The following is a 24,731-nucleotide window of genomic DNA, read 5'->3' as shown; positions in this document are numbered from 1 at the left end:
GTGAGTGCGAACAATGAGCCCGTGCAGCAGACCCCGCAGCGAATCCCGCACGCCACCCTGCGTTACACAACGCTGCGGCTCGGGCTCTTCCTCGTCGCCCTGGTGGTGATGTGGGGCATCGCGAAGCTGGCCGGCATGGACCTCGGCACCGACACGAACCGGCTGATCCTGCTGGCCATCGCGCTGCTGCTGTCCAGTTCGGTGTCCTTCTTCGCCCTCTCCAAGTACCGCGACGCCATGTCGGCCGGGCTCGTCGCGCGTTCGCAGCGGCTGAGCAAGAAGCTCGAGGACTCCGCGTCCTTCGAGGACGAGGAGCAGGACGCGTGACGCCCGGCGCGACCGGGCCGTTGCGCAAGCCGCGGGTAGGGCACATCCAGTTCCTGAACTGCATGCCGATCTACTGGGGCCTGGTGCATTCCGGCGCCCTGCTCGACATCGAGCTCGTCAAGGACAGCTCGGAGCGGCTCGGCGAGCGCCTGATCGCGGGAGACCTGGACATCGCGCCGATCCCGCTGGCCGCCCTCCTCAAGCACGGCGAGGACCTCGTCGTCCTGGATGGGCCCGCGGTCGGCTCCGACGGCCCGGTCATGTCCTGCAACCTGATCTCGCAGGTGCCCTTCGAGGACCTCGACGGGCAGCGCGTGGCCCTGGGCTCGACCTCGCGCACCACGGTGCAGCTCGCCCGGCTGATGCTGCGCGAGCGGTTCCACGTGACACCCGAGTACTTCACCTGCCCGCCGGATCTCAGCGCCATGATGCAGGAGGCGCCGGCCGCGGTGCTCATCGGCGACCCGGCGCTGCGCGCCGCGCTGCACGACGTGCCCCGGCACGGCCTGCACATGCTCGACCTCGGCGAGGCCTGGAAGGACTGGACCGGCCTGCCGATGGTCTTCGCGGTCTGGGCCGTGCGACGCGACTACCTCGCCGCGCACCCCGATCTCGTGCGCGAGGTGCACCAGGCCTTCCTGCGCTCCGTCGAGCTCGCGGTCAGCGAGGTGGACAAGGTGGCCGCACAGGTCGCCCGCTGGGAGGTGTTCGACGCCGTGGAGCTCGAGAAGTACTACACGAGCCTCGACTTCTCCTTCGGGCCGCGCCAACTGGCCGGCGCCCTGGAGTTCGCCCGCCAGATCAGCGGGCAGATCGACATCGATCCGAACGTGCGGATCGAAGTCCTCAGTGCCGATGCGTAGGGTGGATCCATGACCGAGGTGTTGGAGCGGGCCGCCGCGGGCGGCCGGATCAGCGAAGAGGAAGCACTCGAGCTCTACCGGCACGCGCCGCTGCACGATCTCGGCCAGGCCGCCGACGCCGCGCGCCGGGCGAAGCTGCCCTACCTCGCGGACACCGCGACGTACATCATCGAGCGCAACATCAACTACACCAACGTCTGTGTGACGGCGTGTAAGTTCTGTGCGTTCTACGTCGCGCCCAAGTCGCCGGACGGCTGGTCGCGCGACCTCGACGAGATCCTGCGCCGCTGCGGCGAGACAGTGGAACTCGGCGGCACCCAGGTGATGTTCCAGGGCGGCCACCACCCGGACTACGGCGTCGAGTACTACGAGCGGTCGTTCTCCGCGATCAAGGAGCAGTACCCGCAGCTGGTCATCCACTCGCTCGGCGCCTCCGAGATCCAGCACATGGCCAAGGTCTCCGGCGTCTCCATCGAGGAGGCGGTGGCCCGGATCAAGGCCGCGGGCCTCGACTCGCTCGCCGGCGCGGGCGCGGAGCTGCTGCCGGAGCGGCCGCGGACGGTGATCGCGCCGCTGAAGGAGAGCGGCGAGCGCTGGCTGGAGATCATGGAGACCGCGCACCGGCTCGGCCTGGAGTCGACCTCGACGATGCTGATGGGCACCGGCGAGACGAACACCGAGCGCATCCGGCACCTCGCGATGATCCGCGAGGTGCAGGACCGCACCGGCGGCTTCCGCGCGTTCATCCCGTACACCTACCAGCCGCTGAACAACCACCTCAAGGGCCGGACGCAGACCACGACGCTGGAGTACCTGCGGCTGATCGCGGTCGCGCGGCTGTTCCTGTACAACGTCAACCACATCCAGGGCTCGTGGCTGACCACCGGCAAGGAGGCGGGCCAGCTCAGCCTGCACTACGGCGCGGACGACCTCGGCTCGGTCATGCTGGAGGAGAACGTCGTCTCCTCGGCCGGCGCGCGGCACCGCTCGAATCGCAGCGAGCTGATCCACCTGATCCGCACGGCGGGCCGCGTCCCGGCGCAGCGCAGCACCACGTACGAACTGCTGGCGGTGCACGAGGATCCGGCCGAGGACCCGGTGGACGAGCGGGTGCGTTCGCACATCGCGTCCACCGCGCTGACCGTCGTCGACTAAAGTCGGGGTCATGCAGACCCTCCACAGCGCGCCGATAGTCCTGCCCGTCTCCGCGGATCCGATCGGCGACGGAGCGGTGCTCGTCGACGGCGATCGCGTCCTGGCCGTCGGGCCGCGGGCGGAACTGCTCGCGGCCAACCCGGAGGTCCGGGAGCGCGCCTGGTCCGGCGTCCTGACGCCGGGTCTGGTGAACGCGCACGCGCACCTGCAGTACACGGACTTCGAGGAGCTCAACTCGCTCGACCAGCCGTTCCACGTGTGGATCGGCCGGATGGTCGAGAAGCGCGCCACCTTCACCGACGCGATGTGGGGCGAATCGACCCGGCGCGGCCTGCACATGATGCTGCGCGCCGGAATCACCGCCGTGGCCGACATCGTCACCGACCCGGTCGGCGTACTGCCGCCGACCGCGCGCAGCGGCGTCGGCGGCGTCTCCTACATCGAGATCGTGTTCGAGGACGCACGCAGCTGGTCCGAATCGGGCCGCGCGCTGCTGCTGGAGCGCCTCGCGTCCGGGCCCGCGGGTCGCGCGCTCGGAGTCTCGCCGCACACGCCCTACACGGTCGCCGGCGCCGTATTCGCGGACTGCGTCGCGATCGCACGGGACAAGGGGCTGCGGCTGCACCCGCACGTCGCCGAATCGCCCGCCGAGTCGGAGTACGTGCTCACCGGGACCGGGCCGTTCGCCAAGAGCATGACGGAGTTCGGCAAGTCGATGGAGCTGATCCGCGACGGCGGCAGTGGCCTGAGTCCGGTGCAGTACCTCGACAAGCTCGGCGTCTTCGGGCCGGACGTGCACGCCGCGCACTGCGTGCACTGCGACCCGACCGACCGCGAGGTGCTGCGTGCGCGTGGCGTCTACGCGGCGCTGTGCGCGCGGTCGAACAAGATCCTGCAGTCCGGCCAGCCGCCGGTCGCCGACTACCTGCGGGAGAACTCGCCGTTCGGGATCGGGACCGACTCGCTCGCCTCGACCCCCTCGCTGGACCTGCTCGAAGAGGCCGCCGCGTTGCGTACGCTGGCGGTGAGCCAGGGATACGAGGCGGACGACCTGGACCGGCGGATCGTCGAGGCGGCCACCCTCGGCGGCGCAGGCGCGATGGGCCTCGCCGACGTCGGGCGCCTCGAGCCCGGCGCCCGCGCCGACCTCGCGGTCTTCTCGGTCCCCGAATCCGAGTCCGTCACCCCGGAATCCGCCTACGGCGCGCTGCTCGACGCGGCCGCCGCGGGCACGCACAAGTGCCTCGGCACCATCCTCGGCGGCACGATCGTGCACCGCGGCTAGAGGCGGCTAGCCCTCGGGGTAGAAAACGAACAGCGTGCACCCGGTCGTCGTCGCGGGTACGTGCCACGTTCCGGCCGGGGCGTGCAGGAAGGTTCCGGCCGGATAGTCGCGCGCGCCGTCGTTGAAGACGCCGGCGACCACGTAGACCCCCTGCGCGAGGATCTCGGGGTTCACGCCGTGGCGCGGTGCAGCGTCACGATGCCGCCGGTCAGGTCCCGCCAGGCGACCTTGGACCAACCCGAGGCCTGGATCAGGGTGGCGAGGCCGCGCTGGTCGGGCCACGCGCGGATGGACTCGGCGAGGTACACGTACGCGTCGGGGTTGCTCGCGACCTTGCTGGCGATCGCCGGGAGCGCGCGCATCAGGTACTCGAGGTACACGGTGCGGAACGCGGCGAACGTCGGGTGCGAGAACTCGCAGACCAGGAGGCGGCCGCCGGGCTTGGTGACGCGGTGCAGTTCGCGGAGGGCGGCGGTGGTGTCCTCGACGTTGCGCAGGCCGAAGGAGATCGTGACCGCGTCGAAGCTCGCGTCGCGGAAGGGGAGCCTGGTCGCGTCGCCGGCGACGAAGTCGAGGTGCGGGTTCCGGTCGTGGCCGACCTCGAGCATGCCGAGCGAGAAGTCGCAGGCCACCACGCTCGCGCCGGCCTGCTGGAAGGGGGCGGACGAGGTGCCGGTCCCGGCCGCGAGGTCGAGTACGCGCTCGCCGGGCCGGGCGTCCACCGCTTGCGCGACGGCGCGCCGCCACAGTCGGGCCTGGCCCAGCGACAGCAGGTCGTTTGTCAGGTCGTAGCGCTCGGCGACTCCGTCGAACATTTCCGCGACTTCGTGAGGCTTCTTGGCCAACGACGCTCTGCTCATAGACCTATCCTGGCACCTTCGGGTAGGCGTGTGGGTAAAGGGGCTCGATATGGTTGCGCGTCGGACGGCCACGGCGGCGCTGACCTGCCTGCTCATGCTCCTCGCGGCGTGCACGGGGGGCTCCGGCGGCGGTACGTCGGCGTCCGCGGGCCCGGATCAGAGGCCTGCGGGCACGGGCACCGGGGCGGCAACGGCCGCGGCCACGCCCGGCATCGACGTGGCCGCCGAGAACGCCAAGCCCGGCGACCGCTCCTGGGCCATCGACGAGAACGCGCTCGGCGCGCAGGACGCGATCGAGGGCTACACGAACCTCGCCTCGGTCGCGCCGGGGCAGTCCTTCAAGCTCTACGTCTCGACCACGGCTGCCTCATTCACCGCGACGGCTTACCGGATCGGTTACTACGGCGGCGCGGACGGCACGAAGGTATGGCAATCCGCGGAGACGAAAGGCGTCCATCAGACGGCGCAATCCACGAATGCGTCCACTCGGACGGTCGAATGCAATTGGCAGCCCTCGGTGACCGTCGATACCACCGGATGGGTGCCCGGCGAATATCTGATCAAGCTCGTCTCCTCGGCCGGCAAGCAGCGCTACGTGCCGCTGGTCGTGCACTCGACCTCCACTGCCGGCAAGGTCGTGCTGGTCGCCGGGATCACGACGTGGCAGGCCTACAACACCTGGGGCGGCTATTCGCTCTATCAGGGGGCGGACGGCGCGTACGGCGATCGGGCGTACGCGGTGTCATTCGATCGGCCCTATATCGATCCGGACGAGCCGGAGGGCGATGGCCTGTTCTTTCCCTTCGATCAGGCCATGGTCTCCTTCGCCGAACAGCACGACCTTCCGGTCGCCTACGAAACCGACCTCGAACTCGAGACCAGTCCTCAACTCTTCGAAGGCGCGCGGGCGATCGTCTCGGACGGACACGACGAGTACTACTCCGCGACGATGCGCAGCACCCTGACGAACGCGCGCGATCAGCACGGCACGAACCTCGCGTTCCTAGGCGCGAACTCGATCTTCCGGCACATCAGGTGGGGCACGACGCAGCTCGGGGCCGACCGCTTGGTGATCTGCTACAAGGACTATTCGATCGACCCGCTCGCCTCCACCAACCCGTCCGACGCCACGCAGGACTGGCGTTATGCCCCTGACCCGCGGCCGGAGAACGCGCTCACCGGCGCGCTCTACCAATGCAATCCGGTCGACGCGGCGTACGTGGTGTACGACCCCGACAACTGGATCTTCGCGGGGACGGGAGCGACGCAGGGCACGTCGTTCCCCGGGCTCGTCGGTCCGGAGTACGACCGCGTCGTGGACATCGCGACGACGCCGCATCCGATCGAAGTGCTCAGCCATTCGCCGCTGACCTGCCAGGGCCGGGGCAGCTACCAGGAATCCGCGTACTACACGGTCACTTCCGGCGCCGGCGTGTTCGACGCGGGCACGATGCGCTGGGAGTGCGCGCTCGGATCCCAGTGCTCGTCGCACTTCGGCACCGCGGCGCGGCAGTTCGTGCGCCGCGCGACGCTGAACCTGCTGACGGCGTTCGCGCGGGGACCGGTCGGCAGGACGCACCCGGCGAACGACAACACCGCGGCCGACGGCGCGCCGTCCGGCGAGGGGCTCGGCATCGACTGACTTGGGCGGGGCGGCCGGCAGACCGTGAAGCGGGAGCAACCGAAGAGCGGACAATCGGTCCGGCTAGACTTCCGATGTGCAGAGCTTGAGCGAGAACCAGGCCGACGTCATCGTCGTCGGCGCCGGACCGGCCGGGTCGACGACCGCGTACCACCTGGCGCGGGCGGGCCTCGACGTCCTGCTGCTGGAGAAGACCACGTTCCCGCGCGAGAAGATCTGCGGCGACGGGCTCACCCCGCGCGCCGTCACCCAGCTGGTGCGGATGGGCATCGACACCTCGCCCGCCAACGGCTGGCTGCACAATCGCGGCCTGCGCATCCTCGCCGGCGGCGTCCAGCTCGAACTGGACTGGCCGGAACTCGCCGCGCACCCGAACTACGGCCTCGTCCGGCCGCGCGCCGACTTCGACGACCTGCTGGCCCGGCAGGCGAAGCAGGCGGGGGTGCGGCTGCTGGAGGACTGCAACGTCACCGCGCCGATCCTGGACCCGCGCACCTCGCGGATCACCGGCGTGTCCGCGCGGCTCGGCGGCGAGAAGACCGACACCGAGTTCCACGCACCGCTCGTCGTCGCGGCCGACGGCAACTCGACCCGGCTGTCCATCGCGATGGGCCTGCACAAGCGCGAGGACCGGCCGATGGGCGTGGCCTACCGCGCGTACTACAAGAACCCGCGGCACACCGACGACTACCTCGAGTCCTGGCTCGAGCTGTCCGACGCCAAGCACCCGGACCGCCTGCTGCCCGGCTACGGCTGGATCTTCGGCATGGGCGACGGCACCTCGAACATCGGCCTCGGGATCCTGGACACCTCCAAGGCCTTCGGCAAGGTGGACTACCGGGACATGATGCAGCGCTGGCTGGCCACCACGCCCCAGGAGTGGGAGCTGACCGAGGAGAACCGGACCGTCCCGATCCGCGGCGCCGCGCTGCCGATGGGCTTCAACCGCAAGCCGCACTACACCCGCGGGCTGCTGCTGGTCGGCGACGCCGGCGGCATGGTCAACCCGTTCAACGGCGAGGGCATCGCGTACGCCATGGAATCCGGCGAGCTGGCCGCGCGGGTGATCGCCCAGGCCAAGGCGCGCACCGGCACGTACGCGCGGGAGCTGGCGCTGTCCGACTACCCGCGGATCCTCGGCGAGACCTACGGCGGCTACTACACGCTCGGCCGGTACTTCGTGAAGCTGATCGGCAACCCCAAGGTGATGCAGCTGGCGACCCAGCGCGGCCTCTCGCACCCGATGCTGATGAAGTTCACCCTCAAGCTGCTGGCGAACCTCACCGATCCGCGCGGCGGCGACGCGATGGACCGGATCATCAACGGCCTCGCCAAGGTGACCCCGCGGGCGTAGCCGCGCGACGCCCACGACGCCCGAGTAAGACATGTATTGCGGGGAAAGTCCCCTTCATCCAGATTTCGGATGAAGGGGACTTTTTGTCTTCCGGTCGTCTTCCGGATACGGTGATCGGCTTCTACATTAGGTAGAGAGCGGAAGTCAAAGCGATCTCACCGGTTGGATCATGCGCGGACCGTCACTCGAAGGATTGTGACGGCGATCACAAGCGTAGATCATCACGAAATGTCCACGCCGTGATCGACGATCATTTCGGATCTATCCGATTGCGGGTGACCTGGGCGTGACGCAGATCACGAAGCGCGATGCGGCCTGTGAGGACTACGTTACGGATCAGGCGAAGCTCGCGACATCGGGCCGTGGCGGACATCACATCTGACGCGGCGTAGGATGTGCGGCGAGTAAGGCAGGTTCGCGGCAAAAGATCACAGTCCCAGGCGAAGAGCGTGACGCGGCGGCCCCCACCGCGTTGGGCTTGTGAATTCCTTCACGAGGAGCAAGGGAGGTGGCGGCGCGGATGGACACGTACGTCCCGGTGCTCATCCTGGCCCTGATCGCGGGAGGCTTCGCGGTCTTCTCGGTCGCGATGGGCGCGATGACCGGCCCCAAGCGATACAACCGGGCCAAGTACGACAGCTACGAGTGCGGCATCGAACCCACCCCGCAGCCGGTCGGCGGCGGCCGCTTCCCGGTCAAGTACTACCTGACGGCGATGCTCTTCATCGTCTTCGACATCGAGATCGTCTTCCTGTACCCGTGGGCCGTGGCCTTCGACTCCCTCGGCTGGTTCGGGCTCGCGGAAATGTTCCTGTTCATCCTCACCGTCTTCGTCGCCTACGCCTATGTCTGGCGGCGCGGCGGACTCGAGTGGGACTAGGAGGTCTTCGGGTCCTATGGGTATCGAGGAGAAGGTCCCCAGCGGCTTCATGCTCAGCACGGTGGAGGGCCTCGCGGGGTACATGCGCAAGGGCTCGCTGTGGCCCGCCACCTTCGGTCTGGCCTGCTGCGCCATCGAGATGATGGCCACCGGCGCCGGCCGCTACGACCTGGCCCGCTTCGGAATGGAGGTCTTCCGCGCCTCGCCGCGGCAGGCCGATCTGATGATCGTGGCCGGCCGGGTCAGCCAGAAGATGGCGCCGGTGCTGCGGCAGATCTACGACCAGATGCCGAACCCCAAGTGGGTGCTTTCCATGGGGGTCTGCGCCTCCTCCGGCGGCATGTTCAACAACTACGCGATCGTGCAGGGCGTGGACCACGTCGTGCCGGTCGACATCTACCTGCCCGGCTGCCCGCCCCGGCCGGAGATGCTGATGGACGCGATCATCAAGCTGCACGAGGAGATCCAGAAGATGCCGCTCGGCGTCGACCGCGAGGCGGCCGCGCGCGCGGCCGAGCAGGCGGCCCTCAACGCGCTCCCGACGATCGAGATGAAGGGGCTGCTGCGCTGATGACGATGAGCGAGCTTGCGAGCGAATCATTGAGCACAGTGGTTGCGCGCATGCGTCCGCCGAGCGCCGGCGAGGTGGTCGCATGAGTCAGAACCTTCCCGAGAAGGCCGGGCCTGAGCTGCCGCAGCCGCTCGCCGAGCAGGCGGCCGAGGTCGTGGCCGTGCGCCGCGGCATGTTCGGCGGCAACGGGACCAGCGGGGACACCTCGGGCTACGGCCGCCTGGTGCGGACGATCGAGTTCCCCGGGCAGTCGCCCCGGCCGTACGGCGGCTACTTCGACGAGGTCGAGAACGAGCTCTTCGGCGCGCTCGAGGAGCGCGACCTGGCGCCGGAGCGGGCCATCGAGAAGGTCGTGGTGCACCGCGACCAGCTCACCTTCCACGTGCGCCGCGAGCACCTGGTCGCCGTCGCCAAGACGATGCGCGACGATCCGGCCCTGAGATTCGAGCTCTGCCTCGGCGTGTCAGGGGTGCACTTCCCCGACGACGCCGGCCGCGAGCTGCAGATCCTGGTGCCGCTGCTGTCGATCACGCACAACCGGCGCGTGCACCTGGCGACCAGCTGTCCCGACGAGGACCCGCACCTGCCGTCGCTGACCGGGGTGTACCCCGCGACCGACTGGCACGAGCGGGAGACCTGGGACATGTTCGGCATCGTCTTCGACGGCCACCCCGCGCTCACCAGGATCCTGATGCCGGACGACTGGCCCGGCCATCCGCAGCGCAAGGACTACCCGCTCGGCGGCATCCCCGTCGAGTTCAAGGGCGCGCAGATCCCCTCCCCGGATCAGCGAAGGAGCTACCGATGAGCGTCGATCTCGCACAGCCGGTGGACGGCGGCGCGTCCGACGAGCCGAACTTCGACCCGTACGCGGCGGCCGGCGGGGCCGGCTCCGAGGAGGGCACCGACGCGGTCTTCACGCTGACCGGAGGCGACTGGGACGAGATCGCCCGGGAGCTGGCGTCCGCCGAGGAGGGCGAGCCGGTCGAGGAGCGGATCGTCGTCAACATGGGGCCGCAGCACCCGTCCACGCACGGGGTGCTGCGGCTCGTCGTCGAGACCGAGGGCGAGACCGTCACCGAGGTCCGCTGCGGGATCGGCTTCCTGCACACCGGGATCGAGAAGAATCTCGAGTACCGCAACTGGACGCAGGGCTGCACCTTCGTCACGCGGATGGACTACACGACGCCGCTGTTCCAGGAGGTCGCGTACTGCCTCGCGGTGGAGAAGCTGCTCGGCGTCGAGGAGCAGATCCCGGAGCGGGCCAGCGTCATCCGGGTGCTGCTGATGGAGCTCAACCGGATCGCCTCGCACATGGTGTGCATCGCCACCGGCGGCATGGAGATGGGCGCGCTGAGCGCGATGATCTTCGGCTTCCGCGAGCGCGAGCTGGTGCTGGACATCTTCGAGATGATCACCGGCCTGCGGATGAACCACGCGTTCATCCGGCCGGGCGGCGTCTCGCAGGACCTGCCGCCCGGCGCGGTGGACAAGATCCGCGAGTTCCTGGCGCTGATGCCGACTCGGATGAAGGACATCGAGGCCCTGTGCAACGAGAACCCGATCTTCAAGGGGCGCACCGAGGGCGTCGGGTACCTGGACCTGACCGGGTGCATGGCGCTCGGCATCACCGGGCCGCCGCTCCGGGCGACCGGCCTGCCGCACGACCTGCGCAAGTCGCAGCCGTACTGCGGCTATGAGAACTACGACTTCGAGGTCGTCACCTGGGACACCAGCGACTCCTACGGCCGCTACCGGATCCGGATGGACGAGGTGCGCCAGTCGCTGCGCATCATCGAGCAGTGCCTGGAGAAGCTCAAGCCGGGCCCGGTGATGATCGAGGACCGGAAGATCGCCTGGCCCGCGCAGCTCGCCCTCGGCGGCGACGGCATGGGCAACTCGCTGGACCACATCCGGCACATCATGGGCGAGTCCATGGAGGCGCTGATCCACCACTTCAAGCTGGTGACGGAGGGCTTCCACGTACCGCCCGGGCAGGTCTACGTGGGCATCGAGTCGCCGAAGGGCGAGCTCGGCTGCCACGCGGTCTCGGACGGGGGCACGCGGCCGTACCGGGTGCACTTCCGCGATCCCTCGTTCAACAACCTGCAGGCCGTGTCCGTGATGGCCGAGGGCGGCATGATCGCCGACCTGATCGTGGCTGTCGCCAGCCTCGACCCCGTGATGGGAGGTGTCGACCGTTGAGCAGCACTGAGATCGGAATGCCCGTCGTTCCGCCGAAGGGCTATCCCCAGGAGGTGCGCGACCGGCTCGACCGGGACGCCGACGCGGTGATCGCGCGGTACCCGGTCGACCGCTCGGCCCTGCTGCCGCTGCTGCACCTCGTGCAGGCCGAGGAGGGCTACGTCTCGGGTGACGGCATCAAGTACTGCGCCGACAAGCTCGATCTGACGACGGCAGAGGTCAGCGGCGTCGCCACCTTCTATTCGATGTACAAGCGGCAGCAGGTCGGCGACTTCCACGTCGGGGTGTGCACCAACACGCTGTGCGCGGTGCTCGGCGGCGACGAGATCTTCGCGGCGCTCAAGCAGCACCTCGGCGTCGGCAACGACCAGCGCACCGAGGTCAGCGCGGAAGGCAGGAGCCTGACGCTCGAGCACATCGAGTGCAACGCGGCCTGCGACTTCGCCCCGGTGATGACGGTGAACTGGGAGTTCTTCGACAACATGACGCCGGAGAAGGCCAAGCAGCTGGTCGACGACCTGCTGGCCGGCCGCCCGGTCATCGCCACCCGGGGTCCGGCGGTCTGCTCCTTCCGGGAGACCGAGCGGATCCTCGCGGGCTTCGAGGACTTGCGCGAGGACGCGGTGCGCGGCGGCGGTTCCGCGGGCCCCGAGTCCTTGGTCGGGCTGCGCGTGGCGCAGGCGAGGGGAGAGACGGCGTGACGCTCAAGCTGGCACCGGTGCTCTCCCGAGCCTGGGACGAGCAGGACTCGTACACCATCGACGGCTACCGGCGGCGCGACGGCTACACGGCCGTCCGCAAGGCCCTGACTCAGATGACGCCGGACGAGGTGATCGCCGAGGTCAAGGAGTCCGGGCTGCGCGGCCGCGGCGGCGGCGGCTTCCCGACCGGCGTGAAGTGGTCGTTCATCCCGCAGGGCGACGGCAAGCCGCACTACTTCGTGGTCAACGCGGACGAGTCGGAGCCGGGCACCTGCAAGGACATCCCGACCATGCTCGCGAACCCGCACGAGCTGATCGAGGGCATCATCATCGGCAGCTACGCGATCCGCTCCGGCCACGCCTTCATCTACGTGCGCGGCGAGGTGACGCACGTGGTCCGGCGGCTGCTGGCCGCGGTCCGCGAGGCCTACGCGGCGGGCCTGCTCGGCAAGGACATCCTCGGCAGCGGATTCGATCTCGAACTCGTCGTGCACGTCGGCGCGGGCGCCTACATCTGCGGCGAGGAGACGGCGCTGCTCGACTCGCTGGAGGGGCGCCGCGGCCAGCCGCGCAACCGGCCGCCGTTCCCCGCGGTCGAAGGGCTCTACGCCAGCCCGACCGTCGTCAACAACGTCGAATCGGTGGCCTCGGTGCCGTCGATCCTGCGCAACGGCAAGGACTGGTTCCGCACCTTCGGCAGCGAGAAGAGCCCGGGCTTCGGGTTCTTCTCGCTCTCCGGGCACGTGACCCGGCCCGGGCAGTACGAGGCCGGGCTCGGGGTCACGCTCGGGGAGCTGCTCGAACTCGCGGGCGGGATCCGGCACGGACACCGGCTGAAGTTCTGGACGCCCGGAGGCTCCTCGACGCCGCTGTTCACCGACGAGCACCTGGACGTGCCGCTGGACTTCGAGAACGTCGCGGCGGCCGGATCCATCCTCGGCACCCGCGCGCTGCAGATCTTCGACGAGACCACCTGCGTGGTCCGCGCCGCGCTGCGCTGGACCGAGTTCTACGCGCACGAATCCTGCGGCAAGTGCACCCCGTGCCGCGAGGGGACCTACTGGCTGGTCCAGGCCTACCGGCGGCTCGAGGCCGGGCAGGGCGACGAGGCGGAGCTGGAGAAGCTGCTCGACATCTGCGACAACATCAACGGCCGCGCGTTCTGCGCGCTCGGTGACGGTGCCGTGGCGCCGATCGTCTCGTCGATCAAGTACTTCCGTGACGAGTACCTCGACCACCTGCGCCACGGGGGCTGCCCCTTCGACCCGGCCCGCACCACGGTATGGGCCCCGGCCCTGACGGGAGCGTTCTGACCCATGACAGTCACGACCAATGTTCCCGCCCAGGGCGGGGAAGTCGAGCTCGAGGTCCCGCCCGGGCACGTGAAGCTCACCGTCGACGGCATCGACGTGATCGCCAAGAAGGGTGAGCTGATCATCCGGGTCGCCGAGCGGCTCGGCATCGCCATCCCGCGCTTCTGCGACCACCCGCTGCTCGACCCGGTCGGCGCCTGCCGGCAGTGCCTGGTCGAGGTCGAGGGCCAGCGCAAGCCGCTCGCCTCGTGCACGACGACCGTGGGCGACGGCATGGTCGTCAAGACGCAGCGCACGTCCACCGTCGCCGACAAGGCGCAGCGCGGCGTGATGGAACTGCTGCTGATCAACCACCCGCTGGACTGCCCGGTCTGCGACAAGGGCGGCGAGTGCCCGCTGCAGAACCAGGCGCTGAGCAACGGGCGGGGCGAGAGCCGCTTCGGAGACAAGAAGCGCACGTTCCCCAAGCCGATCAACGTCTCGGCGCAGGTGCTGCTGGACCGCGAACGCTGCGTCAACTGCGCGCGCTGCACCCGCTTCTCCGAGCAGATCGCCGGCGACCCGTTCCTCACGCTGATCGAGCGCGGCCCGCAGCAGCAGGTCGGCATCTCGGTGGCGGGGGACCAGGACTTCGAGTCCTACTTCTCCGGGAACACCGTGCAGATCTGCCCGGTCGGCGCGCTCACCGGCGCCGCCTACCGGTTCCGCTCCCGGCCCTTCGACCTGGTCTCCGCGCCGAGCGCGTGCGAGCACTGCGCCTCCGGCTGCGCGCTGCGCACCGACCACCGGCGTGGCACGGTGCTGCGACGCCTGGCGGGCGAGGACCCGGAGGTCAACGAGGAGTGGAACTGCGACAAGGGCCGCTGGGCCTTCCAGTACGCGACGCAGTCCGACCGGATCACGACTCCCTTGGTGCGCAAGGACGGCGAGCTCGTCCCGGCGTCCTGGCCCGAGGCGCTGCGCGTCGCGGCGGAAGGGCTCCGGTCGAGCCGCGGCCAGGCCGGCGTGCTCGTCGGCGGACGCTCGACCCTCGAGGACGCCTACGCCTACTCGAAGTTCGCCCGGCTCGCGCTGGACACCAACGACATCGACTTCCGCGCCCGGCCGCAGAGCCACGAGGAGGCCGAGTTCCTCGCCGCCCACGTGGCGGGCAAGGCACCCCGCTCCGGCGCGGTCACCTACGCGGATCTGGACTCCGCGCCGGCCGTGCTGCTCGTCGGCTTCGAGCCGGAGGACGAGTCGCCGATCGTCTTCCTGCGGTTGCGCAAGGCCGCGCGGGTGCACAAGACGCACGTCATCGCCATAGCGCCGATGGCCACGCGCGGGCTGCGCAAGTGCGAAGGGACGCTCCTCAAGGCGGCGCCGCACACGGAGCCCGAGTTCCTCCGCGCACTCGCCGAGGGCAGCTTCGAAGCAGGGCTCGATCACGCCGGGCTCGAAGTCGCCCGACAGCTGCGCGAGGAAGGCGCGGTCATCCTGGTCGGCGAGCGGCTCGCCTCCGTGCCCGCCGCGTTGAGCGCCGCGCTGCGGCTGTCCAAGGACACCGGGGCGAAGCTGGCCTGGATTCCGCGGCGCGCGGGCGAGCGCGGCGCGGTCGAGGCCGGGGCGCTGGCGAACCTGCTGCCCGGCGCCCGCCCGATCGGCGACCCGATGGCCCGCGGCCAGGTGGCCACGGCCTGGGGAGTCAGGGCCCTGCCGACGCTGGAGGGCCGGGACGGCGATGCGATCCTGACCGCGGCCCGGTCCGGCGAGATCAGCGCCCTGCTGGTCGGCGGCGTGGACCCGGCGGACCTGCCCGACCCGACCGGAGCGCTCGACGCCCTCGCCGCGGTCGGCTTCCTGGTCTCGCTGGAGCTGCGGCGCAGCGCGGTGACCGAGCTGGCCGACGTCGTCTTCCCGGTGGCCGCGGTCGCCGAGAAGGACGGCACCTTCCTGGACTGGGAGGGCCGGACGCGCACGTTCACCGCCGCGCTGAGCCCCGAGGTCACCCAGACCCAGGGCGGGCAGATCGCGGACCTGCGGGTGCTCGACCGGCTCGCCGACGCGATGGACGTGCACCTCGGCCTGCCGGACGTCGCCGCGGCTCGTCGCGAGCTCGACGCGCTCGGCAGCTGGGACGGTCCGCGCGCACTGCCGCCGCGCGCCGAGATGCTCCAGCTTCCGGCGCCCGCCGCCGGACAGGCCGTGCTGGCCACCTGGCATCAGCTGCTCGACGACGGACGGCTGCAGGACGGCGAGAAGTACCTCGCCGCGACCGCGCGCCGACCGGCCGCCCGGCTGTCCGCGGCCACCGCGAACGAGATCGGCGTCGCGGAGGGAGAGACGGTCGCGCTCAGCACTGACGCCGGAACGATCCTGCTGCCGCTGGAGATCGCCGAACTGCCCGACCGCGTCGTCTGGCTGCCGACCAACTCGCCTGGCTCGCACGTGCGCGCCACGCTCAGCGCCGACACCGGCTCGATTGTGGCGCTGTCGTCCCCGGCCGTCGCGACCGCTACTGCGGAGCTCCACATCGAAGGGGGCGAGGACTCGTGAACATGGACCACTGGGTCATCAACGGCTTCGACACCCACATCGAGTGGTGGTTCATCATCGCCTTGATCAAGGCGGTAGCGGCCTTCGCGATGCTGGTCGTGCTGACGTTGTTCAACATCTGGTTCGAGCGCCGCGTGGTGTCCTGGATGCAGATGCGCATCGGGCCCAACCGGGTCGGACCGCAGGGGCTGCTGCAGTCCCTCGCCGACGGCGTGAAGCTCGCGCTGAAGGAGGACATCGTCCCGACGAACGCGGACAAGCCCGTGTTCTGGATGGCGCCGGTGCTCTCCGCGGTCCCCGCGTTCCTCGCGTTCGCGGTGATTCCGTGGGGCGGCAGCGTCTCGATCTTCCATCACCGGACGACGCTCCAGCTGGTCGACCTGCCGATCGGCGTGCTCTACATCCTGGCCGTCTCCTCGATCGGCATCTACGGCATCGTGCTCGCCGGATGGAGCTCAGGCTCGACCTACCCGCTGCTCGGCGGCATCCGCTCGTCCGCCCAGATGATCTCCTACGAGATCGCGATGGGACTGAGCTTCGCGGGCGTGTTCCTCTACGCGGGCACCATGTCCACCAGCGGAATCGTCGCGGCGCAGGCGCAGACCTGGTACATCCTGCCGCTGTGCGTCTCGGGGATCATCTACATCATCGCGATGGTCGGCGAGACGAACCGCGCGCCCTTCGACCTGCCGGAAGCCGAAGGCGAACTGGTCGGGGGCTTCCACACCGAGTACAGCTCGCTGAAGTTCGCGCTGTTCTTCCTCGCCGAGTACATCAACCTGGTCACCGTGTCCTGCCTGGCGATCACGATGTTCTTCGGCGGCTGGCGGGCGCCCTGGCCGATCTCGCTCTGGTCGGGAGCGAACCAGGGCTGGTACCCGATGATCTGGTTCCTCGTCAAGCTGATGATCTTCGTGTTCTTCTTCATCTGGCTGCGCGGAACGCTGCCCCGGCTGCGCTACGACCAGTTCATGAGGCTGGGCTGGAAGGTGCTGATCCCGGTCTCGCTGGTCTGGCTGCTGCTGGTCGCGGTGATCCGGCAGCTGCGGAACGTCGGGGACATGGACCAGGCGCACCTGATCCCGATCTGCATCGGCGCGGCCGCCCTGTTCGTGCTCGTGCTCGTGGCCCTGGAGGTGCGCGAGCGCAACCAGATCGGCCTCGACCGCCGGGCGCGCGACGCCGAGGAACTGGCCCGCGAAGAGGACCAGGACGGACTCGGCGGCGGCTTCCCGGTGCCGCCGATGCCCGGTCAGCAGCGCACGCCGATCACGCCGCGGCCGCTGCGCAGCTCGCTCGTAGCTGCCGCCGCTCTCACCGCCAACGGACACACTCCAGCGGAGGAGGCCTCTGATGGCCACCAATAGGTCCAGCAAGAAGGTCGGCGAGGGCGGCAAGCCGGGCCCGCTCGCCTCGGTCGCGGGCTTCGGCACCACGTTCGGGACGATGTTCAAGAAGCCGAACACCGAGCAGTACCCGGAGGAGAAGGTACCGACCCAGCTGCGCTTCCACGGCCGGCATCAGCTCAACCGGCACCCGGACGGCCTGGAGAAGTGCATCGGCTGCGAGCTGTGCGCGTGGGCGTGCCCCGCGGACGCGATCTACGTCGAGGGCGCGGACAACACCGAGGAGGAGCGCTTCTCCCCGGGCGAGCGGTACGGCAGCGTCTACCAGATCAACTATCTGCGCTGCATCCTGTGCGGCCTGTGCATCGAGGCCTGCCCGACCCGCGCGCTGACCATGACGAACGAGTACGAGCTCGCCGACACCAGCCGCGAATCGCTGATCTACACCAAGGATCGGCTGCTCGCGCCGTTGGCCGAGGGCATGGTCCCGCCGCCGCACCGGATGTACGAGGACGCCTCGGGCCACGAGGTCACCGAGAAGGAGTACTACCGCGGCGAGGTCCCGCGCGCGGACGACGATCTGCTCGGCCAGATGCTCGCGGTCGCCAAGGCCTCGGACTCGGATGCTGAGGAGGTGAGCTCCTGATGGGCAACACCGGTCACGGCGAGACCGTCCGATTCGGGCACAGTGGATCGGCTCGATCATCTTCGCGCCTCGGAGCCATGGCTGGAGGGAGTTTCTGATGGGCAACACCGGTCACGGCGAGACTTTCCTCTTCTGGATCGGCTCGATCATCTCGGTCGCCGGCGCACTCGGCCTGATCTTCTCCAAGAAGATCGTGCACGCCGCGCTGTGCCTGTGCACCGTGATGCTCTGCCTGGCCTTCTTCTACATGGCGCAGGGCGCGGTCTTCCTCGGCGTGGTGCAGATCGTCGTCTACACCGGCGCCGTGATGATGCTGTTCCTGTTCGTGCTCATGCTGATCGGCATCGAGTCGCAGGACTCGCTGGTCGAGACGATCCGCGGCCAGCGCTGGCTCGCCGTGCCGTTCGTGCTCGCCTTCGGGGCCGTGCTGATCGGCGTCTACGCGCACGCGAACCTGCCGGAGTTCATCGGCACGAACGCGGCGAACGCGAAGGGCGGCGGCAACGTCCAGTCCCTCGCGCTGCTGCTGTTCTCCCGCTACTTCTGGGCGTTCGAGGTCTCCTCGGCCGTCCTGATCACCTCGGCGACCGGCGCGATGGTGCTCACCCACCGGGAGCGCACCGTGCCGCGCAAGTCGCAGCGCGAGCTGTCCATCGAGCGCTTCGAGCGCTGGGGCAAGGGCGAGAAGATCGCGCTCACCGGCCTGCCCAACCCGGGCGTGTACGCGCAGCACAACGCGGTGGACACCCCGGCGCTGCTGCCCGACGGCACGCCCAGCGAGGTCAGCGTCAACGCCACCCTGCGCGGCCGGGGCACGGTGCGCGGCTTCCGTCCGCTGCCGCTGCCCGGCGCCCGCCGCAACGGAACGGCCGTCGTCCCGCGCGACGACACGAGCAACGAGGAGGTGTCGAAGTGAACCCGGACAACTACCTCTACCTGTCCGCGATCCTGTTCACCCTCGGCGCGCTCGGCGTGCTGATCCGGCGCAACGCCATCGTCGTGTTCATGTGCATCGAGCTGATGCTCAACGCGGCCAACCTGGCGTTCGTCACCTTCAGCCGGATGCACGGCGCGCTGGACGGCCAGGTCATCGCCTTCTTCACGATGGTGGTCGCGGCGGCCGAAGTCGTCGTGGGCCTGGCGATCATCATCAGCGTCTTCCGCACTCGCCGCTCGGCCTCGGTCGACGACGCCAATCTGCTCAAGTACTGAGAGGCCGAAGGCGCATGACACCGTCCTATGCCCCGGTCGCGGCGACCGGCACGTTCACCCTGACCGCGTGGGTGGTCCTGCTGCCCCTGGCGGGCGCTGCGATCCTGCTGCTCGGCGGGAGGCGGACGAACCGCTGGGGCCACCTGCTCGGCTGTGCCACCGCCGTCGGCTCCTTCGTCCTCGGCGCGGTGCTCTTCTTCGCGCTGCTCGCCAAGCCGGGCAATCAGCGTTCTTACGACCAGCACATCTACACCTGGATCCCGGTCCCCGGCTTCAGCGCCGACGCCGGCTTCCACCTCGACCAGCTCTCCATCGTCTTCGTGCTGTTGATCACGGGTGTGGGTTCGCTGATCCACATCTACTCGATCGGCTACATGGAGCACGATGAGAACAAGCGGAAGTTCTTCTGCTACCTGAACCTCTTCCTGTCCGCGATGCTGGTGCTCGTCCTCGCCGACAACTACCTGCTGCTGTACGCGGGCTGGGAGGGCGTGGGCCTCGCCTCGTACCTGCTGATCGGCTTCTGGCAGCACAAGCCCTCGGCGGCGGTCGCGGCCAAGAAGGCCTTCATCGTCAACCGGGTCGGCGACGTCGGCCTGTCGATCGCGGTCATGCTGATGTACACGACCTTCGGCAGCTTCGCCTTCGGTCCGGTGCTCAACGGCGCGTCCGGTGCGAAGACCGGCACGATGACGGCGATCGGCCTGCTGCTCCTGCTCGGCGCGTGCGGCAAGTCGGCGCAGTTCCCGCTGCAGTCCTGGCTGCTCGACGCGATGGAGGGCCCGACCCCGGTCAGCGCCCTGATCCACGCGGCGACGATGGTCACCGCGGGCGTCTACCTGATCGTCAGGTCGAACGCCATCTTCGACGTCTCGCCGAACGCGCGGCTCGTCGTCACCATCGTCGGCGCGGTCACGCTGATGTTCGGTGCGATCATCGGTTGCGCCAAGGACGACATCAAGAAGGCGCTGGCCGGTTCGACGATGTCGCAGATCGGCTACATGATCCTGGCCGCCGGCCTCGGTCCGGTCGGCTACGTCTTCGCCATCATGCACCTGATCACGCACGGCTTCTTCAAGGCCGGGCTCTTCCTCGGCGCGGGCTCGGTCATGCACGGCATGAACGACGACGTGAACATGCGGCACTACGGCGCGCTGCGCAAGTACATGCCGTGGACCTTCGCGACCTTCGGTCTCGGCTATCTCGCGATCATCGGCTGCCCGCCGTTCTCCGGCTACTGGTCGAAGGACAAGATCATCGAGGCGGCGTTCAGCCAGGGCGGCACGTCCGGCTGGATCCTCGGCTGCACGGCGCTGCTCGGCGCGCTGATCACGGCGTTCTACATGACCCGCGTGATGCTGATGACCTTCTTCGGCCAGAAGCGCTGGGTGCCGGACGCCGAGGGCCACGAGCCGCACCCGCACGAGTCGCCGTGGGTCATGGTGATCCCGATGGCCGTGCTGGCGATCGGATCCGTGGCCGCGGGCTTCCTGTTCTCCTACCACAGCGCGTTCCTGAACTGGCTGACCCCGGTCACCGGCCACAGCGACGGCCACTCGCCCATCAACTCCGTCGTGCTCCAGGTGATCACGCTGGCCGTGGTGGTCGCGGGCGCCGGCTACGCCTACCTCGGCTACGGCCTGCAGCAGGCTCCGTCGCAGCCCCCGCTCGGCTCCTTCGCGACCCGCGCGGCGCGTCAGGACCTGTACGGCGACGCGTTCAACGAGGTCGCGTTCATGCGCTCCGGCCAGATGCTGACGCGGGTGCTCGTGTACTTCGACATGAAGGGCGTGGACGGCGTCGTCAACGGCCTCGCGGCCGGGCTCGGCGGAAGCTCGGGCCGACTACGGAAGCTGCAATCCGGCTTCGTCCGCTCCTACGCGCTCTCCATGTTCGGCGGCGCCACGCTGCTGATCCTGGCCCTACTCCTGGTGCGAGGCTGACATGTCGAGCTTCCCGTATCTGACTCTCACGATCGCCTCGCCGGCGGTCGGCGTGGCCGCGATGTCGCTACTGCCGTCCGGGATGGTGAAGCGCTCGAAGGAGATCGCGCTCGGCGCGTCGATCCTCACCCTGGTCTTCGCCGTCCTCGACGCGGTCAAGTTCAACGTCGGCGGGCCGAGGTTCCAGCTGACCGAGAGCTACAACTGGATCACGCAGTTCCATATCAACTACGCGGTCGGCGTGGACGGCATCGCGCTCGTCCTGATCCTGATGACGGCCGTCCTCGCGCCGGTGGTCATCCTGGCCTCCTGGCACGACGACAAGGACCGGCCGCGCCCGTTCTTCGCACTGCTGCTGGTGCTGGAAGTCATGATGGTCGGCGTCTTCGCGGCCACCGACGTCTTCCTGTTCTACGTGCTCTTCGAGGCGACGCTGATCCCGAGCTACTTCCTGATCGGCTCGTACGGACGCAGCGGCGAGCAGAAGCGCTCGTACGCGGCGGTCAAGTTCCTGCTCTACAACCTGCTCGGCGGACTGCTGATGCTGGCCGCGGTGATCGGGCTGTACGTGGTGGCGAACCGCACCGTCGCGAACCCCTTCGACTTCCCCGCGTTGGCCAACGCCGTCTCCAGCGGCACACTGCACTTCTCCACCGGAGTCGAGCGCTGGCTGTTCCTCGGGTTCTTCATCGCCTTCGCGGTGAAGGCGCCGCTGTGGCCGTTCCACACCTGGCTGCCCGACGCGGCGTCCGAGGCGACGCCGGGAACCGCCGTGCTGCTCGTCGGCGTGCTCGACAAGATCGGCACCTTCGGGATGCTGCGGTTCTGCCTCGAACTGTTCCCGAACGCCTCGCACTGGTTCACGCCGGTCGTGCTCGTCCTCGCGGTCATCAGCACGATCTACGGCGCGCTGCTCGCGATCGGCCAGAGCGACATGAAGCGACTCATCGCGTACACCTCGATCTCGCACTTCGGCCTGATCACGCTCGGCGTGTTCGCGTGGACCTCGCGCGGCCAGGTCGGCGCCTCGCTCTACATGGTCAACCACGGCCTCGCGACCGGCGCGCTGTTCCTCCTGGCGGGCTTCATGATCCGCCGACGCGGCTCCGCGGAGATCGACGCGTATGGCGGAGTGCAGAAGGTCGCGCCGCTGCTGGCCGGCACCTTCCTGCTGGCCGGCCTGTCCTCGCTGGCGCTGCCCGGCATGAGCCCGTTCGTGAGCGAGTTCCTGGTGCTGGTCGGGACCTTCGAGAAGTACCCGGTGGCCGCGATCTTCGGAGTCACCTCGATCGTGCTCGCCGCCGTCTACATCCTCTGGATGTATCAGCGCACGATGACCGGGCCGGTGAGCGAGTCCGTGGCCGGCTTCAAGGATCTGAACCGGCGTGAGCTGACCGCCGTGGTCCCGCTGCTGGCGCTGATCCTGGTGCTCGGCTTCGCGCCCGGGATCCTCACCAAGTACATCAACCCGGCGGTCACGCAGTCGACCACGCACGTGGTCACCGCGCCTCCGCATACCGTCGCAGACGCCGCCCGAGCCGCAGGGAGCCAACAGTGAGCGTCCTCGCCGCCGCATCCACCACAGCCCCGTTCGTCGCGCCGCACGTCGAGTTCGGCAAGCTCTCGCCGATGCTCATCGCCTTCGGCACGGCCACGCTCGGCATCCTGGTGGAGGCCTTCGCGCCGCGCGCGCACCGCTACCGGATCCAGGTCGGGCTCGCGCTGCTGGGCATCGCCGTCGCCTTCGGCGCCGTCATCGCGCTGCACAACAGCGGTGCGAACCTGGTCGCCCAGGGCGCCGTCGCGGTGGACGGCACGACGCTGTTCCTGCAGGGCACGATCCTGGTGATCGCGTTCGTCGGCCTGCTGGTCGTGGCCGAGCGCAAGACCGACCAGAACCAGGACGCGTTCGCCGCGCAGGGCGCCACGGTGCCCGGCTCGCAGGCCGAGCGGGACACCACGCGCCGCGGCTGGCAGACCACTGAGGTCTACCCGCTGCTGATGTTCTCGGTCGGCGGCATGCTGCTGTTTCCGGCGGCCAACGACCTGCTGACGATGTTCGTCGCGCTCGAAGTCCTGTCGCTGCCGCTCTACCTCGTCTGCGGCCTGTCCCGGCACCGTCGCCTGCTGTCCCAGGAGGCCGCGCTCAAGTACTTCCTGCTCGGCGCGTTCTCCTCCGCGTTCTTCCTCTACGGCGCCGCGATGCTCTACGGCTACGCGGGCTCGGTGAACCTCGAGGTCATCGCGCAGCACGTCGCCCACCCGACCGCCGGATCCGCGCTGCTGTACACGGGCCTGGCGCTGCTCGGCATGGGCCTGCTGTTCAAGGTCGGCGCGGCGCCCTTCCACATGTGGACGCCCGACGTGTATCAGGGCGCGCCGACGCCGATCACCGGCTTCATGGCCGCGGCCACGAAGATCGCGGCGTTCGGGGCGCTGGTCCGGGTGCTCGACGTGGGCATGGGTGTGAGCAGCGCGGAGACCGTCTGGCGGCCCGTCATGCAGGCCATCGCCATCATCACGATGCTCGTCGGCGGCGTGCTCGCGCTGACCCAGCGGGACATCAAACGGATGCTCGCGTACTCGGCGATCCTCAACGCCGGCTACCTGCTGATCGGCGTCACGTCGACGACCGCGCAGGCCCGCGCGGCAGTCCTGTTCTACCTGCCGGTCTACGGCGTGGCCATCGTCGGCGCGTTCGCCGTGGTCACCCTGGTGCGCGACGCGGGAGGCGAGGCCACGGACCTGTCCCGCTGGGCCGGACTCGGCCGGCGCGCCCCGATCCCGGCCGCGCTGCTCGCCGTGTTCCTGCTGGCCTTCGCGGGAATCCCGTTCACCAGCATCTTCATCGGCAAGTTCGCCATCTTCCAGGCGGCCCTGAACGCGGGCTCGCCGGACCTGGTGATCGTCGCCGTGCTGGCCAGCGCGCTCGCGGCCTTCTTCTACCTGCGGGTGGTGGTGGTGATGTTCTTCTCCGACCCGCTGCCGGAGGGGCCGACCATCGCCCACCCGTCCATCGCGGTCAAGACCGCCCTCGCGGTCGCCGCGTTCGCCACCGTGGCCCTCGGCGTGGCGCCGAGCCTGCTGCTGCACCTGGCGAACAACTCGGCGGGAACCCTCGCCAAGTAACCAGAAAGCGTCCGTCCGGCGCCCACGTCAAAGAGGCCGTGGGCGACGGGCGGCGGCCAACTGCCCGGCCGGCTGTGCGGCTACGCGGGAATCCGCGCCTTGTACGCGTCCGCCGCGTCCTTGTCGATCATGCCGAGCGCGTTGGCGAGCTCCTCGACCTGGTCCGACACCCACCCCGGGAGCGGCACGTCGGCCGGGGCCGCGGCGAGTTCGGCGAGCCCGCGCTCGATCTGCGTCTCGATCGGCCCGCGCAGCTGCGCGATGTCCTCGGGGTACATGCCGGAGGGGGAGAGGTTGTGCTCGAAGTAGACCCGGTCGGTGATGCCGATCAGCGCCGCGAGCGCCGCGAGCCGCTCGGCGGTGCTGCCGCGCTCGACGGCCTGGTCGACGCTGTCGATGACGGCCCGGCTGAGCAGCGCGAAGGTATTGTCCAGGCTGTAGAACCGGTCGATCGAGTAGTCCCGCCAGGGCTGCTCGTCCGGGTCCTGGGCGGCCGCCTGGACGGCCGCGTAGCCGACCGGCGAGCCCCAGCGGGTGAGCGCGGTCATCGCCAGGTAGCGGTCGTACGGCTCCGCCGACTCGTCCGCCAGCAGGGCCCGCGCGTCCGGCTCGAGCGGCACCCAGCCCTCGTCGTCCGCCGCCACCGCGATCGCGGAGTCCGGCTCGGTCTCCGTACCGTCGGGCCTGGTGAAGAACAGGCGCTCGGCAACCTCGCCCGGCTGGTACTGCCCGTCCCCGGCCGTGTCGTCCATCTGCGTTCCCTC

At 69.4% G+C, this 24,731-nt stretch carries 22 protein-coding genes and 1 pseudogene; 20 read left to right on the top strand and 3 right to left on the bottom strand.

Features of this window, described 5'->3' with window-relative positions:
- From VG296_RS03770 to VG296_RS03755, 4 genes are read left to right on the top strand one after another with little or no spacing between them, the layout of a single operon-like run.
- A complete protein-coding gene (locus VG296_RS03770) occupies positions 1 to 327 on the top strand; it encodes a DUF4229 domain-containing protein (RefSeq protein ID WP_325563075.1) in 327 nt (108 codons plus the stop codon).
- Positions 324 to 1,190: a menaquinone biosynthesis protein gene (locus VG296_RS03765; protein ID WP_325563073.1), complete on the top strand. Its 867-nt coding sequence runs from the start codon at positions 324 to 326 to the stop codon at positions 1,188 to 1,190. Before VG296_RS03770 ends, VG296_RS03765 begins: the two co-directional genes overlap by 4 nt.
- A gap of 9 nt (positions 1,191 to 1,199) precedes the next feature.
- On the top strand, positions 1,200 to 2,345 hold the full coding sequence (gene mqnC, locus VG296_RS03760; RefSeq protein WP_325563071.1) for a cyclic dehypoxanthinyl futalosine synthase: 1,146 nt from the start codon (positions 1,200 to 1,202) through the stop codon (positions 2,343 to 2,345).
- Between the two features lie 10 nt (positions 2,346 to 2,355).
- Positions 2,356 to 3,630, top strand: coding sequence for an amidohydrolase family protein (locus VG296_RS03755; RefSeq protein WP_325563069.1), 1,275 nt, complete (start codon positions 2,356 to 2,358; stop codon positions 3,628 to 3,630).
- A 6-nt stretch (positions 3,631 to 3,636) separates the two neighbouring features.
- Here VG296_RS03755 and VG296_RS03750 read toward each other — a convergent pair.
- Positions 3,637 to 3,780 (bottom strand): annotated as a pseudogene (locus VG296_RS03750) (cupin domain-containing protein); the annotation flags it as partial.
- A gap of 20 nt (positions 3,781 to 3,800) precedes the next feature.
- Positions 3,801 to 4,490, bottom strand: a complete 690-nt coding sequence (locus VG296_RS03745; protein WP_325563065.1) for a demethylmenaquinone methyltransferase — start codon at positions 4,488 to 4,490, stop codon at positions 3,801 to 3,803.
- Between the two features lie 49 nt (positions 4,491 to 4,539).
- On the opposite strand from VG296_RS03745, the gene VG296_RS03740 reads away from it, so the two are divergent.
- The 16 genes from VG296_RS03740 (at position 4,540) to nuoN (ending at position 23,967) form a co-directional block, all read left to right on the top strand.
- Complete coding sequence (locus VG296_RS03740; protein ID WP_325563063.1) at positions 4,540 to 6,132, top strand: N,N-dimethylformamidase beta subunit family domain-containing protein; 1,593 nt, start codon at positions 4,540 to 4,542, stop codon at positions 6,130 to 6,132.
- A 76-nt stretch (positions 6,133 to 6,208) separates the two neighbouring features.
- On the top strand, positions 6,209 to 7,486 hold the full coding sequence (locus VG296_RS03735; protein ID WP_325563061.1) for a geranylgeranyl reductase family protein: 1,278 nt from the start codon (positions 6,209 to 6,211) through the stop codon (positions 7,484 to 7,486).
- Positions 7,487 to 8,006: 520 nt separating this feature from the next.
- Positions 8,007 to 8,366, top strand: a complete 360-nt coding sequence (locus VG296_RS03730) for an NADH-quinone oxidoreductase subunit A (RefSeq protein WP_325563059.1) — start codon at positions 8,007 to 8,009, stop codon at positions 8,364 to 8,366.
- A 16-nt stretch (positions 8,367 to 8,382) separates the two neighbouring features.
- Positions 8,383 to 8,937: an NADH-quinone oxidoreductase subunit B family protein gene (locus VG296_RS03725; protein WP_325563057.1), complete on the top strand. Its 555-nt coding sequence runs from the start codon at positions 8,383 to 8,385 to the stop codon at positions 8,935 to 8,937.
- An 82-nt stretch (positions 8,938 to 9,019) separates the two neighbouring features.
- Complete coding sequence (locus VG296_RS03720) at positions 9,020 to 9,745, top strand: NADH-quinone oxidoreductase subunit C (RefSeq protein WP_325563055.1); 726 nt, start codon at positions 9,020 to 9,022, stop codon at positions 9,743 to 9,745.
- Complete coding sequence (locus VG296_RS03715; protein WP_325563053.1) at positions 9,742 to 11,142, top strand: NADH-quinone oxidoreductase subunit D; 1,401 nt, start codon at positions 9,742 to 9,744, stop codon at positions 11,140 to 11,142. The genes VG296_RS03720 and VG296_RS03715 overlap by 4 nt, the downstream gene beginning before the upstream one ends.
- A 17-nt stretch (positions 11,143 to 11,159) precedes the next feature.
- Complete coding sequence (gene nuoE, locus VG296_RS03710; protein ID WP_349259450.1) at positions 11,160 to 11,843, top strand: NADH-quinone oxidoreductase subunit NuoE; 684 nt, start codon at positions 11,160 to 11,162, stop codon at positions 11,841 to 11,843.
- On the top strand, positions 11,840 to 13,156 hold the full coding sequence (gene nuoF, locus VG296_RS03705) for an NADH-quinone oxidoreductase subunit NuoF (RefSeq protein ID WP_325563049.1): 1,317 nt from the start codon (positions 11,840 to 11,842) through the stop codon (positions 13,154 to 13,156). Before nuoE ends, nuoF begins: the two co-directional genes overlap by 4 nt.
- Before the next feature lie 3 nt (positions 13,157 to 13,159).
- Positions 13,160 to 15,691: an NADH-quinone oxidoreductase subunit G gene (locus tag VG296_RS03700; RefSeq protein ID WP_325563047.1), complete on the top strand. Its 2,532-nt coding sequence runs from the start codon at positions 13,160 to 13,162 to the stop codon at positions 15,689 to 15,691.
- A 2-nt stretch (positions 15,692 to 15,693) separates the two neighbouring features.
- Positions 15,694 to 17,058: an NADH-quinone oxidoreductase subunit NuoH gene (nuoH, locus tag VG296_RS03695; protein WP_325563045.1), complete on the top strand. Its 1,365-nt coding sequence runs from the start codon at positions 15,694 to 15,696 to the stop codon at positions 17,056 to 17,058.
- 79 nt (positions 17,059 to 17,137) lie between these two features.
- Entirely contained in the window at positions 17,138 to 17,683 is a 546-nt protein-coding gene (gene nuoI, locus VG296_RS03690) for an NADH-quinone oxidoreductase subunit NuoI (protein WP_349259449.1), read from the top strand.
- Positions 17,684 to 17,780: 97 nt separating this feature from the next.
- A complete protein-coding gene (locus VG296_RS03685; RefSeq protein WP_325563041.1) occupies positions 17,781 to 18,599 on the top strand; it encodes an NADH-quinone oxidoreductase subunit J in 819 nt (272 codons plus the stop codon).
- Positions 18,596 to 18,895, top strand: coding sequence for an NADH-quinone oxidoreductase subunit NuoK (nuoK, locus tag VG296_RS03680; protein WP_212518589.1), 300 nt, complete (start codon positions 18,596 to 18,598; stop codon positions 18,893 to 18,895). The genes VG296_RS03685 and nuoK overlap by 4 nt, the downstream gene beginning before the upstream one ends.
- Positions 18,896 to 18,909: 14 nt before the next feature.
- Complete coding sequence (nuoL, locus tag VG296_RS03675) at positions 18,910 to 20,838, top strand: NADH-quinone oxidoreductase subunit L (protein ID WP_325563036.1); 1,929 nt, start codon at positions 18,910 to 18,912, stop codon at positions 20,836 to 20,838.
- Between the two features lies 1 nt (position 20,839).
- Positions 20,840 to 22,396, top strand: a complete 1,557-nt coding sequence (locus VG296_RS03670; RefSeq protein WP_325563034.1) for an NADH-quinone oxidoreductase subunit M — start codon at positions 20,840 to 20,842, stop codon at positions 22,394 to 22,396.
- Positions 22,393 to 23,967, top strand: coding sequence for an NADH-quinone oxidoreductase subunit NuoN (gene nuoN / locus VG296_RS03665; protein WP_325563032.1), 1,575 nt, complete (start codon positions 22,393 to 22,395; stop codon positions 23,965 to 23,967). The genes VG296_RS03670 and nuoN overlap by 4 nt, the downstream gene beginning before the upstream one ends.
- A gap of 80 nt (positions 23,968 to 24,047) precedes the next feature.
- Here the strand turns inward: nuoN and VG296_RS03660 are convergent, their stop codons facing one another.
- On the bottom strand, positions 24,048 to 24,719 hold the full coding sequence (locus tag VG296_RS03660) for a hypothetical protein (RefSeq protein ID WP_325563030.1): 672 nt from the start codon (positions 24,717 to 24,719) through the stop codon (positions 24,048 to 24,050).
- Between the last annotated feature and the right edge of the window lie 12 nt (positions 24,720 to 24,731).

This window comes from Actinospica sp. (assembly GCF_035552695.1).
Lineage (GTDB): Bacteria > Actinomycetota > Actinomycetes > Streptomycetales > Catenulisporaceae > Actinospica.
Note: the sequence above shows the minus strand (reverse complement) of the source record. Positions and strands in the feature narration are given on the sequence as shown.